Here is a 16,662-nt window from a genome sequence, read left to right as displayed (position 1 = left end):
TATGCCCGCGTGAAGCCGCGTCCTTAGCTTGATTCACTGCGATTGGAAAGGTCTTTTTGGCCGTTATGACCTTTTGCGAGGCTCTGCCTCGCGCTCCGGGATATTTTGGGCCAGATGAAAGCAGAATTCGTTGCTTCATCTGGCCGCAAATGTCCAGGGAGAGTTGTCCAGAGGACGGCGGGGCAGAGCGCCTTTTTCTGCGCGGTCAATCCTGCCAGCGACCGCCGAAGTCATCGGGGATCAGAAGGTTGTGCCGCCCCAGATCGCCAACACTGCGTTCTCCGCACAGCGCCATCGTCGTATCCAGTTCCTTTTGGATGACATCCAGCGCAGTGGCCACGCCTTTCTGTCCCATTGCACCTAACCCGTACACAAAGGCGCGGCCAATATAGGTGCCTTTGGCACCCAGGGCGATGGCTTTCAGGACGTCCTGGCCGGACCGAATTCCACCGTCCATGTGAACCTCAATATCCCCTCCGACCGCATCCATGATTTGCGGCAGCATGCGAATAGAGCTGAGTGCGCCGTCCAACTGACGCCCGCCGTGGTTTGAAACGATGATCGCGTCGGCCCCTAATTTCATGGCCATCTTGGCGTCGTCAGCATCCAATATGCCTTTGAGGATAACTTTTCCGCCCCATTCCTGCATCAGTTTTTCGACCTTTGTCCAATCAAGGCTGGGGTCGAACTGTTCGGCCGTCCACGCACCTAAGGACGAAGCGTCCGAGATACCGTCCACATGGCCAACGATGTTGCCGAACTCACGACGTTTGGCGTTCAGCATCTCGATCCCCCAGGACCATTTAGTCATCAGGTTTGCGATTGATTTGGGGGTCAGTTTCGGCGGCGCGGACAGGCCGTTCTTCAGATCTTTGTGTCGCTGTCCGAGGATTTGCAGGTCCAGCGTGATCACAAGGGCAGAACACTTTGCATCCTTGGCGCGCTGGATCAGGCGGCTGACATAGTCCTGATCCTTCATCGTATAAAGCTGGAACCAGAAGGGTTTCGTGGTGTGTTCAGCCACATCTTCGATCGAGTTGATCGACATGGTGGACAGGGTGAACGGTACACCAAACTCTTCGGCGGCCTTGGCGGCCTTCATCTCGCCATCCGCGTGCTGCATGCCTGTCAATCCCACGGGGGCAAGCGCGACAGGCATTGCAACGTCTTCACCAATCATTTGCGAGACGGTCGAGCGCCTGGACATATCGACGGCAACACGTTGGCGCAGGCGGATATCCGAGAAATCCGAGCTGTTTTCGCGAAAGGTCTGTTCGGTCCAACTGCCGCTTTCGGCGTAGTCGTAAAACATGCGTGGTACGCGGCGTTCGTAGATGTGTCGCAGGTCTTCGATGGTCGTGATTACGGACATTAAACAGCGCCTCTGGTGAATGGGTCTCGCAGTTTTACTGGCGCAATCCGCTTGGTGCAATCGTGCGCTGGCATGAAAAACCGCAGCACGCTGTTCGCTTGCTGCGGTGTCTCTTGAATAGCTTGTTTGCCGGGCGGTCAGGCCGCGTGCGCACCGTCGGCCAGTGACTTTACAAAGTCCAGAACCTCGGCCACGGGTTTACCAGACGCGATTTGGCTGACGATGGCTGAGCCGACGACCGCCCCATCTGCAACGCTGGCAATCGCTTGGGACTTTTCCGGCGAGTTGATGCCAAAGCCCACAATGACCGGCAGGTCGGTTGCCGATTTGATCCGCGCCACTTCGGGCCCGACATTCGTGGCCTGAGCCTCGGCCGCGCCGGTGATGCCGGTGATCGAAACGTAGTACACAAAGCCCGACGTGTTCTGCAGAACGCGGGGCAGGCGTTTGTCATCGGTGGTAGGCGTGGCAAGGCGGATAAAATTCAGACCTGCGGCCTGGGCTGGCAGGCACAGCTCCTCATCTTCTTCCGGGGGCAAGTCAACCACGATCAGGCCATCGATGCCTGCGGCCTTGGCGTCGTCCAGAAACTTCTCAACACCACGGCTGTAAATCGGGTTGTAGTACCCCATCAGAACAATCGGGGTCGTATCGTCAGTCTCGCGGAACGCACGGGCCAGATCCAGGGTTCGCTGCAAGGTCATGCCCCCGTCCAGGGCCCGCTGACCAGCCGCCTGAATCGTCGGGCCATCGGCCATTGGGTCGGTGAAGGGCAATCCCAGTTCAATGACGTCCACCCCGGCAGCGGGAAGACCCTTCACGACCTCAAGCGATGTGTCGAAATCCGGGTCACCCGCCATGATATAGGCGACAAACGCCTTCTTCTTTTCGGCCTTGAGGGCGGCGAACTTTGCGTCGATACGGGTCATCTGCAGTCCTTGCAATCAGGTTTCGACCTGATGTGCAGAAACTTTGCGCGAAAATCAATCCCGGTCCTGCCGCAAGACCTCAGTAGGTGAAGTGATATCTTAGCAGGGCCTCGTTGACGCCAGGGTTGTCGTCCTGCGTGCTGGCATTCGATTTGTGGGTAATTGCAAAAGACAGCTTGTCACCGTTGTTCAGCGTATAGCCGATGCCCAGCAGACTGCGGATCTGAAACTCACCCCCCAGGTCATTCCTGTCTTCGCCTTCGGAATAATAGCCAGGCATGACGCTGCCTTCCACGAACCAACGGTCCGCAAACGTGTAAAACCCGATCAAACCGACCCCGACATGGACATCGCCGGCTGTATCCACAGTCAGGGCCGTTCCCCATGCAGCGGAGAAGCGTGTAGCCTCATGAAAGGGTCGATGCTGGTACTCAAGCGAAAAGACGGCTTCATCGCTGGCCGCGCTGTGAGAAAAATCTGCATACCCTGCACCAAAGACAATGGACTGCGCCTGTGCTGTCTGGGCCACAAGCATGAGCGCAAGCGCTGCGATAGTTTTCTTCATATCAGGTTTTCACTATTTGTTTTATTTCGGCTTGTTACGTGGCGACCCTATGCGGTGGTTTTCAATACGCGCAAGTTCACAGATGGCGAACGTTTACGTGATGTTGCAAATTGGACTGATGAGCCAATCCGCCGCCTGGCTTGCGCATTTCCCCTGACATGCCTAGAAGACGCCGTCGTATCGCTTCAGGAGGGCAGGATGGGCTTTAAAATGGGAATCGTGGGTCTGCCGAATGTGGGCAAGTCGACCCTCTTCAATGCGTTGACCAAAACCGCTGCTGCCCAGGCGGCGAATTTCCCGTTCTGCACCATTGAGCCCAACGTGGGCGATGTGGCGGTTCCTGACGCGCGGCTGGACAAGCTGGCGTCAATTGCGTCGTCCAAGCAGGTTATTCCCACGCGTATGACGTTTGTGGACATTGCCGGATTGGTCAAAGGCGCGTCCAAAGGCGAAGGGCTGGGCAATCAGTTTCTTGCAAACATACGCGAGACTGACGCCATCGCCCACGTGCTGCGCTGCTTCGAAGATGGCGATGTAACCCATGTTGACGGTCGCGTGGATCCGGTTGCCGATGCCGACACGATCGAAACCGAGCTGATGTTGGCCGATCTGGAAAGCATCGAAAAGCGACGCGCTAATCTGGTGCGCAAACTTAAGGGCAACGACAAGGAAGCGCAGCAGCAAGACCGCCTGCTGGCCGACGCTCAGGCCATGTTGGAAAGTGGAAAACCGGCGCGCCTAGTCGAGGTTTCGGACGAAGATGCCAAGGCGTGGAAGATGCTGCAGCTGCTGACGACCAAGCCAGTGCTTTATGTCTGCAACGTGTCCGAGGAAGAAGCAGCCGAGGGCAACGAATATTCAGCCCGCGTGGCCGAAATGGCCGCGGCGCAGGGCAATTCCCACGTCATCATCAGCGCCAAGATCGAGGAAGAGATCAGCCTGCTGGAAGAGGGTGAGGCGCAGATGTTCCTCGAAGAGATGGGTTTGGAGGAACCCGGCCTCGACCGTCTGATCCGCGCCGGGTATGATCTGTTGAAGCTGGAAACCTACTTCACAGTCGGCCCAAAAGAGGCTCGCGCCTGGACCATTCGAACCGGCACAGCCGCGCCGCAGGCCGCTGGCGTGATCCATGGCGATTTTGAGAAAGGGTTCATCCGCGCCGAGACCATCGCCTATGACGACTACATCGCCGCCAATGGCGAGCAGGGGGCGAAGGAAGCTGGCAAAATGCGGGCCGAGGGCAAGGGGTACATCGTCAAGGATGGCGACGTGATGCACTTCTTGTTCAATACCTGACCCATGAGTTTCCGACCAATCTGACCTGTGTGAATTAGGTCGCGATGCCAATTGTCGTCAGGCGCATTCAGCCTGCCGACAACCAGGCTTGCCTGCGCAGAACGGATATATCGCACACCGTGGCGTATCCCATCGCGCGTTTGATGTTCGGAAGAAGTGCCGCGCCGTTCATCGCAAAACTCACCTCAATCACACCAGCGCCTCCATAGGCTGTCTTGATGATATCACGTGCCTCAGAGTCATCCTCGTGTCGACCAACAACCGCATCTGTCAGATTTGCGACGGCCGTCACGTCCTCGGGAAGCTCTGAATAATCGGATCGCAATACAGCGTCTATCGTTGCTTCGTCCAGGCCTGCTTGCCCCGCAAGGTTGATTTCCGCTTCTACACAGATGCCGCAATCTGCAGCAATCGCGCCGCGTAGGCGGGCCGTGTGATAGGCCAGTGCGGGAACGTGTTTGTTCGGGTCGAGAAATCCAAAAATGCGATTATACCGCATGAGAAGACCTATGTCGGTTTCTGCAATCTTGTGAGTATAATCCAGTTTGACACCAATACGGTTTTCTGCGCGCCGAATAATGCGCGCGGCGAGTTTCTTGAGTAACACGTTGTCCTCCCTTTGAACTGTGTTGTCCTCACACGTAGTACCGAGTTTTTCTTCACGAATGACTTAACTTGCCGTGAAGCTCACAATCGGTTTATCCAGCGCGGTCACGGGTACTGGAAAATGATCCGCGTGCTGCTGGCTTCATGCGACAGTCTTGGTCAATTCATTCATTTCTATGCAGCACGCCCGCCGTTAAGGTGGGGGCTGATTTGCCTTTTGAGACGCCCTGAAATGATCGAAATCCGTGACCTACAATTGCTCAGCGCCCTCGCGCGGCACCGGCATTTTGCCAAAGCGGCCGAAGAATGCGGGATCTCGCAGCCTGCCTTTTCGATGCGTATTCGCAACCTTGAGGATCGGCTTGGGGTTTCGATTGTGCGCCGCGCGAACCGGTTTCAGGGGCTGACCGAGGAAGGCGCGATGATCGTCCAGCGCGCACGGCGCATCCTCGACGATACCAAAGCGCTGGAACAGCAGGTTTTGGCGGCCAAGGGTGAGATTACCGGCACTTTAATTCTGGGTGTGATCCCAACGGCGATTGCATTCACGGGGCATCTGATCAAGCGCCTGCGGGACGCGCATCCTCGTATTGTGACCCGGATTGAAACCCTGTCCTCCACCGCCATACAGTACCGCCTGGACGAAGGCAGCATAGATGCCGGTGTGACCTACGGCGACAGTATCGGCACTGACTTGCGCCGAGTGCAGCCATTATATGAAGAGACCTATGTGCTGCTGGCCCCGTCGCATATGACGGACGAAACCGGCCCAATTCCGTGGGACCGCGTTGCTGAATTCCCGCTGAGCCTGCTTGAGCCGCAGATGCAGAACAGGCGTATTCTTGACCGAATTTTTGCCGAGCATGGTTTGCATCCAGACGTGGTTGCCGAAACTAGTGGTTTTTCCGCCTCAATGGTCATGGCGTGCGAGGGTCTGGCGGCAACCGTTGTCCCGCACGTTCTGGTACGTGCATTGGGTGATCTGAAGGGGACAAGGGTGTTGCCGCTGGTCGACCCGGTGGTCAGCAAACCGATTTGTCTGGCGACCTTGGTCCGCAAGCCAGAGTTGCCCACGGTTGACGCTCTACTTGATGTGGTGGTCTCTTTTAAGCGATAAGATTTCGTTATCGTGCGATTGAAATATGCGATTTGACGATATGCTAGTCTGATGACATTCGGATTCTCAATCGGAGGACATCATGGCACCATTAGATACCAAGCCATCCGGCGCCCCCAAGGGCGTCTGGAAGTCAGGTAAAGGCAAAGGACGGCACACACCCAAGGGCCGTCAATTCACGGACGAGGCGCAGGCTGAAATTGCTGCCCTTTTGGGCGACCGACCGCGACGCCGGGACTTACTTATTGAGTTTCTGCATTTAATTCAGGATGCGTACGGCCATATAAGCGCCGATCATATCGCTGCCTTGGCCGTGGAAATGCGCGTTGGTCAGGCTGAAATCTATGAAACGGCCACCTTCTATGCGCATTTCGATGTGGTGAAAGAGGATGAGGTCCCTCCGCCCGCGTTGACGATCCGGGTTTGTGATTCTCTGTCCTGCGAAATGGCCGGTGCCCAGCAGTTGAAAAAGGCGCTGGAAGATGGGTTGGATGCATCACAAGTTCGTGTCTTGCGCGCGCCCTGCATGGGACGTTGTGATACGGCCCCTGTGCTTGAGATCGGTCACAACCACATCGACCATGCGACCCCTGAAAAGGTGAAGGCGGCGATTACTGCCGATGATACGCACGCCCATCTGCCCGACTATGAAGGTTTCGCCGCCTACGAGGCAAACGGCGGTTACGCCAAGCTAAAACAGTTGCGTGACAGTGGTGACTGGGAGCAGGTGCAGGAAGATGTGCTGTCCTCGGGCCTGCGTGGTCTGGGTGGTGCCGGCTTCCCGTCCGGTAAAAAATGGGGTTTTGTTCGTATGAACGAAGGTCCGCGTTATCTGGCGGTGAATGGCGACGAGGGCGAGCCGGGCACCTTCAAAGACCGCTACTACCTTGAGCGCACTCCGCATGTATTCCTTGAGGGCATGCTGATTGCCGCGTGGGCGGTCGAGGCGCAGACCTGCTTCATCTACATGCGCGACGAATACCCGGCGGTTCTGGAAATCCTGCGCCGCGAGATTTCGGCGTTGGAGAAGGCCGGAATCGTTGACGAAGGCTATATCGATCTGCGTCGCGGTGCCGGTGCCTATATCTGTGGTGAAGAATCCGCGATGATCGAATCGATTGAGGGAAAGAAGGGCCTGCCGCGTCATCGTCCTCCGTTTGTGGCGCAGGTTGGGGTCTTTAACCGCCCGACCTTGGTCCACAATGTCGAGACACTCTATTGGGTCTCGAAAATCTGCCGCGAGGGCCCGCAGATCCTGAATTCAGTTGAAAAGAATGGCCGCAAAGGCCTGCGCAGCTATTCGGTCTCGGGCCGGGTTGCGCAGCCGGGTGTCTACCTGCTGCCCGCAGGATCGACCATTCTGGACGTTATCGAAGCGGCCGGAGGCATGGCTGAAGGGCAAACTTTCAAGGCCTATCAGCCGGGCGGCCCGTCCTCAGGTCTGCTGCCCGCGTCTATGGACGATATCCCGTTGGACTTCGACACTCTGCAACCACACGGTACCTTCATCGGGTCCGCTGCAGTGGTGGTTCTGTCCGATCAGGACACCGCGCGTGATGCGGCGCTGAACATGCTGCGGTTCTTCGAAGACGAAAGCTGCGGCCAGTGCACCCCCTGCCGGGCGGGCTGCGAAAAGGCAGTAAAGCTGATGCAGGCCGACAAATGGGATCACGACCTGCTGGAAGACCTGTGTCAGGTCATGGGCGATGCCTCGATCTGCGGTCTGGGGCAAGCGGCCCCGAACCCGATCCGTCTGGTCATGAAACATTTCGCTGACGAAATCTGAAGGAGACAGCCATGCTTGATGCAAGCCCTACCAAGACCGTCACCTTCAACCTGAACGGACAAGACGTCACCGTGCCCGAAGGCTGGACCATCTGGGAAGCCGCCAAGGGGCAGGGGTTCACCATCCCGCACCTGTGCCACAAGCCGCAGCCGGGGTATCGCCCGGATGGCAACTGCCGCGCCTGCATGGTTGAGGTGGAAGGCGAGCGCACTCTGGTCGCCTCGTGCATCCGTCCTGCGGCAGAGGGAATGGTGGTGAAGACCGACTCAGAGCGGGCCGAGAAATCGCGCGCGATGGTCATGGAGTTGCTGGTCGCCGACCAACCCGAAGCAGCGCATGACAAGTCCAGCCATTTCTGGAACATGGCCAAGCTGAACGATGTCAGCGACAGCCGTTTCCCAGCGAAGGAGCCTGAAAAAATCCCGCTGTTGGATGACAGCCATGTTGCGATGCGCGTCAATCTTGATGCTTGTATCAACTGCAACCTTTGCGTCCGTGCCTGCCGTGAAGTTCAGGTGAATGACGTGATCGGCATGGCTGGTCGCGGGCATACCTCGCAGGTGGTGTTCGACCAGAACGACCCGATGGGTGATTCAACCTGTGTCGCTTGTGGGGAATGCGTTCAAGCCTGCCCGACCGGCGCACTTATGCCCGCAACGGTGCTGGATGATCAGCAAATTGGCGACAGCAAGGACTACGATTCCGAGACCGAAAGCGTCTGCCCGTTCTGCGGTGTGGGCTGTAAAGTCTCGCTGAAGGTCAAGGACGGCAAGGTCAAGTATGTCGAGGGCATCAACGGCCCCGCCAACGAAGGCCGCTTGTGCGTCAAAGGCCGCTTTGGCTTTGACTACATCCACCACCCGCACCGCCTGACCAAGCCTCTGATCCGGCGTGAGGATGCGCCTGAAAAGGGTCTGAACGTCGATCCGGGCAACTTGTCGACCCATTTCCGCGAAGCGACCTGGGAAGAGGCGATGGATCTGGCCGCCACCAAGCTGATGGCCCTGCGCGACGAAGACCCGCGCAGCGTCGCAGGGTTTGGTTCTGCCAAGTGTACCAACGAAGAGGCCTACCTGTTCCAGAAGTTCATCCGTCAGGGTTTCAAGCACAACAACGTCGACCACTGCACCCGTCTGTGCCATGCGTCGTCCGTTGCGGCGCTGATCGAAAACGTGGGTTCGGGCGCTGTGACCGCGACCTTCAACGAGATCGAAAACGCTGACGTGGCGATCATCATCGGGGCGAACCCGGTCGAAAACCATCCTGTCGCGGCGACCTATTTCAAGCAGTTCGCCAAGCGCGGCGGCAAGTTGATCGTGATGGACCCGCGCGGCGTCGGCATGCGCAAATTCGCAAGCGAGATGCTGCAATTCCGTCCGGGGGCGGATGTTTCGATGCTTAACGCGATCATGAACGTGATCGTCGAAGAGGAGCTGTATGACAGCCAGTACATCCACCGCTGGACCGAGGACTGGGCCGCAGAAAAAGAACATCTGCGCCAGTTCACGCCCGAGGCGATGGCCCCGATCTGCGGTATCGAACCCGATCAGATACGCCGCGTGGCGCGTACCTTTGCACAAGCCAAGGCCGGTCTGATCTTCTGGGGTATGGGCGTCAGCCAGCATATCCACGGCACCGACAACTCGCGCTGCCTGATCTCGCTGGCTCTGATGACTGGCAACGTTGGGAAACCCGGTGCGGGCCTGCATCCGCTGCGTGGTCAGAACAACGTGCAGGGCGCCTCAGACGCGGGCCTGATCCCGATGTTCCTGCCGGACTATCAGACTGTGACCGATGACAATATCCGGGCCAAGTTCAACAACGTCTGGAACTCGGACGACTTTTCGAATGAAAAAGGCCTGACAGTTACTGAGATCATTGATCACGCCTATGCGGGCAACATCAAGGGTATGTACATCATGGGTGAAAACCCCGCGATGTCCGACCCGGATGTGAACCACGCGCGCGATGCGCTGGCCAAGCTGGATCTTATGATCGTGCAGGATATCTTCCTGACCGAGACGGCAAACTACGCCGATATCATTCTGCCGGCCTCGGCGCTGTATGAAAAGAACGGGACCACCTCGAACACCAATCGTCAGGTGCAGCGTGTGCGGCCTGCCGTAGCGCCTCCGGGGGATGCGCGTGAGGATTGGAAGATTACGGTCGAACTGGCGCAGCGCATCGGGCTGAACTGGGATTACACGGACGTTTCCGAGGTGTTTGCCGAGATGAAGCTGACCATGGCGTCGCTGGACAACATCACGTGGGAGCGGTTGGAAAACGCCTCGATCACTTATCCGTCGCTTAGCGAGACCGATCCAGGTCAGTCCATTGTATTCGGCGACGGATTCCCACGGGCAGGTGGCAAGGCCAAGTTCACCCCGGCCAGTGTTATCCCACCGGATGAAGTTCCGGATGCGGAATACCCGATGATTGCCACCACTGGCCGCCAGCTTGAGCATTGGCACACCGGCGCAATGACCCGCCGAAGCACGGTTCTGGACGCGGTCGAGCCTGAAGCGAACTGTTCGATGAATCCGCGTACGCTCAAGCTGATGGGAATTGAACCTGGCGAGATGGTCCGCCTGACCACGCGTCGCGGCTCGATCGAGATCATGGCGCGCGCCGACCGGGCCATTGCCGAGGACATGGTGTTTATTCCGTTTGCCTTCGTTGAGGCGGCTGCAAATGTTCTGACCAATTCGGCCATCGACCCGTATGGGAAGATTCCCGAGTTCAAGTTTGCGGCCATTCGCGTTGAAAAGATCGGGGACGCGATCGCGGCAGAGTAACTCTATGTTAGTGAAAATCTAGAAAAGGCGGGGCTGCAACAGCCCCGCTTTTTGTCTTTTCAAAGGTCCACGCTTGGCGGCTCTGATCCAGGTAGATTCACGCTTCAACCGGGCTCACCTCACGGGTCGAACAATCCGACGGTGCCCAGTGGCTTGGCTAGTAATCGCGTTCGAAAAACACACCGAGTCCAGTTTCACCGCGCCCGTCCACTGTGCCGCGCACAGTGAAATTGTCAGTCACATCAAGGTTCAAGTTCACTTCGGTGTCGCCTTCCGTGTTGACGGTGAAATCGGTGTAGAGGTTATCGCTCAGGTATGCCCCGGCACCCAGGCGCCCGGTACCGCCCTCGCTTGCACCGATGTCCACCGTATCCACGCCCGCAGCCTCACGTAGACCCTTGGTTGTGTCTCCGACAGCGCCGCTGAGTTGCGCCAGCGACGCCGCCATCTGGGCGATTACAAACGGTGAGAGTTCTGAAAAACGGTTGCCAAACAGAAGCATGGCCAGCGCTTCCTCGGCTGGGCGTTCAGGGTCCGAGAAAACATCAACTTCGGGCGAGTCCAATGGCCCGGCGATTTCGATGGTGGCAGTGCCGTCGGATGTGCTGGTGGACGACGCGAATTCGATATAGGGTGTCAGGTCTCCTTGCAACGTCACAAGCCCCTTGGTCAGCGCCAGCCTGCGCCCCAGAATATCAAAGTTTCCTCGGATTAGTTCGATCTGTCCGGATGGAATGACCGAGGCCGTCGTGCCGCCGATAAACAATTGTCCACCCAGTTCGGCGTTCACGCCGCGCCCGCGCACAAAAACCGCCTTGGGTGCTAACAGACTGATGTCAAGCGAGATGCGGGACTCGCTTTTGGTTTGACCTTCTTTAACGACCAGCCCCGCCCTCTCGCGGGTGACAAAGCCCGGCCGGCTTTCGTTGAAATGTTCGATCTCGGGGATCGGCGCGGCGCCCACTGCACCCGATGCGGCGGCAAGGTTTATGTTTGTCTCTTCAAATGTGATCTGACTAGACAGCGCACTATTCCCGGCCAAAGCACCGGTCATGGCTATTTCGCCATTTAGAGTTGTTTCGTACAACAACCTGTCGGTCAGCACGAGGTTGTTCAGACGTGTAACGATGTTCGCGTTCAGCGGCGGTGTTAGGTCCAAGGGGCCGGACACGGTGAAGTTTCCGCCTGCACGCACCCCACCGCTCAACGAGATCGTCGCCCGGCTTTGCGCAAGATCGACTGATCCGCTGATGCCGGTGAGAGTCTGCCCAATAGCGGGCAGCGCAAGCGACGTACCAGAGGTGGTGATGGACCCGCTTAGCGCGCCAAGACCGGGTTTCCCCCGCAGCCGTAGATTGTGGCGTGCAGTTCCTTCAATCTTGTTGGGCGTGATAAAGAGGTTGGCAACACCCAAGTTGACACTGCCTTGCGCCTCTAGATCGGCCTCGCCCGAGGTCTCATCAAACGTTCCTTTGATCGTGCTGCTAATCTCAGCAGGGCCATTTGCCGACCCGTCGATTGTCCATACACCGCCATTCCGTTTAGCGTTGCCAATTGCCGCAACTGTGCCGGGGAACTCGGGTGCAAAGCGTTCAATCCTGTTCAGTTTGGCGTCGAAATCCAGGTCGGCCGAGCCATCCGAGTCTACGGTTCCGGTTAATTCTGCATAAGAACTGTCGGGCCCGGTCAACCGCGTGGTGCCTTCCAACCCTGAAGACGTTGGGGCGACATTACCGTCCAGTGTCAGTGGCCCGGACACCAAGGTGCTGACCCGGGCAAGATCATCAAGCCGGGCATTGAAGCTTAACCCTCCGGCCTCGCGGTCCAGCTGGCCAGATGCCGTTGCGGACAGGGCAGTGCCCGTCAGGCGAAAGGTGCGGATATCTACCCCTTGCTCACCCCTCGCGGCGTCAATATTCAGAGTGGTGCGACCTTGGATCAGGGTGTCAACCACTTCGATGCCGGTTTGAATGTCGTCTGCGTTCACCTCACCCTGAATGTCGAACACCCTGCTGGCAATGGCTGCTTTCCCTTGGAGATCCGCAGCGATCGAACCGCCCAGATCGCGTTTTGCCAACCCTGAGAACAGTGACAGATCGGGGGCATTCACTTGGGCATTACCGTCTATGGCCAGATCGCCGGTCGGATCATCAACCGTTGCGGCAACCTCTGCAGTCAAGGCAACACCGTTCACCGTCGCATTGCGAATGTCGATCCGGTCGCTTGTACGCGCGCCATCCCAGTTGATCACGGTTTTGCCGGCCAGCAGAGGATCAATGTCGGACATCCCGGTCTTGATGTCCTGAGCGGTCACACTGGCCGTGCCGTCGAATTCAAGCGTCTGTACCGTGACTTTCCCGTCAACCGTTGCTTGCAGCGCGCCGCCAAGGTCACGTCTTGCCAATCCGGAAAAAACAGACAGGTCAGGCGACGTGACGCTGGCTTGGCCGTCAATGGTCAGGTTGCCATTGGGGGTTGTGACATCTCCGTTGGCCTGCGCCTGCGCTGCTGCGCTATTCAGCGCAAATTCGCGGATGGTGATACCATCACTACCACGGCTACCATCCACGGTAATCGTTGTTTCTCCTTTGATAATCGGGTCGATGTCGTCGCGACCCGTCACAAGGTTGCGACCTTCTACAGTCAATTTACCGTCAAAACTGCCCTCTAATGGTGACCCGTTGCCATCAATCCGGGCCGACGCCTGACCGCCAAGGTCAAGCTGTGCCAGGTCTGAAAACCGAGCCAGATCCGTTGCGTTGAGCATGGCAGAGCCATCCACCGTCAATCCAGTGTCCAGCCCGTCGATCAACGCATCCAGTGCCAAAGTATAGTCAGTTCCGACCAGTTCGAACCCGGACAGGTTCAGGGATTGGTCGCTGCCATAGTCGAATTGGCCGTCCAAAGTCAGGCGGTCCCCCAAAGCTTTATTGATGGCCTGATTATTCAGATCAACCCCATCCACAATAGCCTGAAGATCGCCTTGAATGCTGAAGGCGTCGCCCTGTTCCAGTGTACCCTGTGCTGTGATCGCGGCATCCCTCAGGCTCGCTTGGGGCGATTGAAACGCGTCTGCGGTCAGGCTCAGATCCCATAGGTTGCCATTTGCCTGATCAAACAATGCTGAAATCTGTGCCGCTTCGATCGAAGTGTCCCCACCGCTGACTGGCAAGACCACGGTATCTCCGTCAGGTGGTGTGATCCGGCCCTGCAGGGCCACCATTTCCAACTTGCCTCCCTCGGCCAGTTGCAGTTCACCCTTCAAGTCCAAAGCTTGCGTGGTCAGTTCAATGTCAGGAAGGTCTAGCGCGCCTTGTGGTTTGGTCTGGCCGTCCACAAACAGGCGTGTTCTCGGGCCAAAGAACGGGTCAAGATCCTCGGCCATGAACGGGGTCAGGTCACCGCCCAGATCGGCGGTAAACGCTATTCCGTCCGCCGCGCCGGTTTCTGCGGCGCGCAGTTGGACCTGTCCGGTAACTCTCGGCTGTCTGTTACTGCTCAGGGCAATATCGGCTGTGAAATCCGTTAGTGGCCCCGCTCCCTTGGCGGTGAACCCAATCGCAGGGCTGTCGGGGATTTTTAACGCCGTTGAGATAACGCCGCCTTCAGCCTCATTCACCTCCAAGTCCAGATTGATTTCACGCGACGCGTTCTGGAACCCGGCTGTCAGCGTTACCCTGTCGCCCGAACGGTCCAATCGGGTTATGTCCAGGTTTGTGTCCAACGTACCATCGGCCAACGAGAGATTGCCTGTCACTGACAGTGCAGCGGCAACACCAATCAATGGCTCACCCAGCAACAGCTCATCGATTCGGATTTCCCCGATCTCAACCGAAACCGGTAGCTCTGGCAGTTCAAACGGCTGAGTTTCAGCAGCAGGTGCCGGCGTGTCCTTGGTGGTTGTACCGGGTGCGCGCGCGATGTCGATCTCTTGCGCGGTCAGAGCGTTGACCGAGAACCGTCCCCGGATCAAGGCGAGCCTGTTCCAGTCCAGTTCGGCCTGTTTGATGGTCAGCCAGACGCCTTGATCATCGGATACAGTGATCTCTTCGATCGTGGCGCGTGCGCTCAGCGCACCTTGCAGGCCTTTCACGGTCACGTTCTGATCGTCACCTGACAGAGTGTCCTGAAGGAACCGCTCTAGCATGCTGCCGCCGCCGTCGTCCTGCTGTGCGAAAACGGGCGGTGCGGTCAGGATAAGCACCGTTGTTACAACCGGATATGAATACTGCCGTATCAAAATGCCTGTCCGATCCCGATGTAAAACTGTAGTCCGCCATCCGTGTCGCCCTGAACCGGCAGGGCCAGGTCAAGACGCAGCGGGCCAAAGCCGCCCAGATCATACCGTACCCCAAGGCCTGCGCCCGAGTGATACTCGGCACCGCTGCCAATAAACGAGGACGTGTCTACGGTACCGAAATCATAGAACCCGACAAGTGATATCGCATCGGTAATCTTGCCGCGGATTTCACCAGAAAGCCCAAGAAAGGATTTGCCGCCCGCGACGCCACCATTGACCGGGATGCCGAGGCTTTCAAACGGTTGCCCGCGTACCGTCCCGGCACCGCCTGAGAAAAACAGGAAATCCGGCGTCACCCCGTCTAAGGCTGGGCCGATTACCGAGCCAAGTTGCACGCGACCCGCCAGCACAAGTCGCCCGCCTGTGCGCAGACTGGTGTAAGCCCGCCCGTCGAAAAACAGCCTAAGACCGGTTTCCGTGCCTGAAAGGCCGACAAAGGGCATCGCCTGCGCATCCAGATAGAAACCCCGGGTGGCGCTGACCTTGCTGTCGCGCTCATCCCATTCTGACCGCAGCGGAAGGATGAAGTAGCGGAACTTACGCCCATCGCCAAAGGCATCATCCGCATCCGACCATTGAAACCCGGCCGATGCTTCGGCGTATAACCGATCGGAAAAAGTGCGCCGTGCACCATAGGCCAGCGAGGTGATTGTTACGTTGTAGTTGTCGGTATTCTTCCGCTCCAGCAACGCGCTCCAGAAAGTATTGTCGTCCGGGCCGAGCCGGTCAGGTTGATCCAGACGCAGGCCAAAACGTCCGTCCAGGTCTTCGGTCCCGCCAATGTTGCGCAATGCGGCCTCGAACCGCAATCGTTCAGCGCGGCGGAAAACATTGCGATGTGTCCACGTTGCAGTTACGTCCAGCCCGGCATTCGAAGCAAGCTCGACCCCGAATGTCAGGCGGCGTTTGGGCATGTCTTCGAACGTGGCAATGAAATCCAGTGTTCCATCCGGGTTGGGCGTCTCTTCTTCTTCGAGCGAAACGACGCTGAATGTGCCGGTTCGACGCAGCCGAGTGCCAACCTTCTGGATCTTTTCTGGGGAAAAGACTTCTCCCGAGGGAAACCCGGCGATCTTTTCAATCGACCGATGACGCACATCAGTGTCGCCTTGAATGACCATCTTGCCAAAGGTCAGGCGCGGACCGGGCGCAAGCGCGATCTGTGCATCCAGCCTTCTTTGGGCATGGCGGGCGATAACGCTTTGGCTCTCAAGTTCTGCCTTGGCATGGCCAGCATTGCGCCACCCCTGCACCCCGTCCGAAACTGCCCGTTGGATAGCCCCGGTCGTCGCCAGCTTACCAGTGGCGAAGTCCTCCGGCAGGACTGTTTCCGGTGCGACTGGCGCGATTACTGCGGTGCCGAAGGTGAAGGTCGGCCCTGTCTCGACCGTAATGACCGCGCGGTTGATTGCGTTGGGTACCGTCAGCGAACTCATCTCAGCCGCTTCCTGCCCGTCCAGTTTTATGCTGACAACGGGGCTGAAATAGCCCTCATCATACAGAATCTGAACAATGGTTCGGTAATCCGACAAGGCCGCGGACAGGATTTCCAAGGGCGTGTCCAACCCCCTGCTATCCGCCGTTGCGACCGAGGAGGTTTCCTCGATACGCTCAACCAGCGCCTTTGGCGCACCGGGCGCATTCAGTGTTATCTCTAACGCAGCCAGAGAGGATGGAAAGGCGACCATCACGCCGAGCAGACAGTATTTTACAAAGGCCCGTGGCCCGCGTCCCCGCATCGAATGGCTCCAACTGCCCCAAGTCGAAATCAGTTTCACCGTCTTATGCAAAATGACGGCTGGTTACATTCAACATAGAGCATCAGTTTCAGAGCAGGGAAAGAAATTATCGACACAAACGGCGAATAAGCAGTTTATGTGCCTGTATGGCCCCTGA

General features: G+C 57.8%; 10 protein-coding genes. 4 read left to right on the top strand and 6 right to left on the bottom strand.

The window, feature by feature from the left end; genetic code table 11:
- Positions 1-205 precede the first annotated feature (205 nt).
- The 3 genes from ACXAET_RS08890 to ACXAET_RS08880 form a co-directional block, all read right to left on the bottom strand.
- Entirely contained in the window at positions 206-1,372 is a 1,167-nt protein-coding gene (locus ACXAET_RS08890) for an alpha-hydroxy acid oxidase (RefSeq protein ID WP_475183835.1), read from the bottom strand.
- A gap of 137 nt (positions 1,373-1,509) precedes the next feature.
- Positions 1,510-2,301: a tryptophan synthase subunit alpha gene (gene trpA / locus ACXAET_RS08885; RefSeq protein ID WP_475183834.1), complete on the bottom strand. Its 792-nt coding sequence runs from the start codon at positions 2,299-2,301 to the stop codon at positions 1,510-1,512.
- Between the two features lie 79 nt (positions 2,302-2,380).
- On the bottom strand, positions 2,381-2,866 hold the full coding sequence (locus ACXAET_RS08880; RefSeq protein WP_475183832.1) for an acyloxyacyl hydrolase: 486 nt from the start codon (positions 2,864-2,866) through the stop codon (positions 2,381-2,383).
- Positions 2,867-3,064: 198 nt separating this feature from the next.
- Between ACXAET_RS08880 and ychF the strand changes: the two genes are divergently transcribed.
- Positions 3,065-4,162 carry a redox-regulated ATPase YchF gene (ychF, locus tag ACXAET_RS08875; RefSeq protein ID WP_475183831.1) on the top strand — a complete coding sequence of 366 codons (1,098 nt, stop codon included), beginning with the start codon at positions 3,065-3,067 and terminating at the stop codon, positions 4,160-4,162.
- A gap of 67 nt (positions 4,163-4,229) precedes the next feature.
- Here ychF and ACXAET_RS08870 read toward each other — a convergent pair whose 3' ends face one another.
- Positions 4,230-4,769, bottom strand: coding sequence for a hypothetical protein (locus tag ACXAET_RS08870; protein ID WP_475183829.1), 540 nt, complete (start codon positions 4,767-4,769; stop codon positions 4,230-4,232).
- A 231-nt stretch (positions 4,770-5,000) separates the two neighbouring features.
- On the opposite strand from ACXAET_RS08870, the gene ACXAET_RS08865 reads away from it, so the two are divergent.
- The 3 genes from ACXAET_RS08865 (at position 5,001) to fdhF (ending at position 10,466) form a co-directional block, all read left to right on the top strand.
- On the top strand, positions 5,001-5,885 hold the full coding sequence (locus tag ACXAET_RS08865) for a LysR family transcriptional regulator (protein WP_475183828.1): 885 nt from the start codon (positions 5,001-5,003) through the stop codon (positions 5,883-5,885).
- A gap of 82 nt (positions 5,886-5,967) precedes the next feature.
- Positions 5,968-7,671: an NAD(P)H-dependent oxidoreductase subunit E gene (locus ACXAET_RS08860; RefSeq protein ID WP_475183826.1), complete on the top strand. Its 1,704-nt coding sequence runs from the start codon at positions 5,968-5,970 to the stop codon at positions 7,669-7,671.
- Between the two features lie 11 nt (positions 7,672-7,682).
- Positions 7,683-10,466, top strand: coding sequence for a formate dehydrogenase subunit alpha (fdhF, locus tag ACXAET_RS08855; RefSeq protein WP_475183825.1), 2,784 nt, complete (start codon positions 7,683-7,685; stop codon positions 10,464-10,466).
- 157 nt (positions 10,467-10,623) lie between these two features.
- On the opposite strand, the gene ACXAET_RS08850 is transcribed toward fdhF, so the two are convergent.
- Positions 10,624-14,706 (bottom strand): translocation/assembly module TamB domain-containing protein, encoded by a 4,083-nt coding sequence (locus ACXAET_RS08850; RefSeq protein ID WP_475183824.1) that lies wholly within the window; start codon positions 14,704-14,706, stop codon positions 10,624-10,626.
- Positions 14,703-16,544, bottom strand: coding sequence for an autotransporter assembly complex protein TamA (locus ACXAET_RS08845; protein ID WP_475183822.1), 1,842 nt, complete (start codon positions 16,542-16,544; stop codon positions 14,703-14,705). Before ACXAET_RS08845 ends, ACXAET_RS08850 begins: the two co-directional genes overlap by 4 nt.
- Positions 16,545-16,662 lie beyond the last annotated feature (118 nt).

This window comes from Ruegeria sp. AWH4_226 (assembly GCF_056159225.1).
This window is presented reverse-complemented; position numbering and strand designations above follow the sequence as displayed.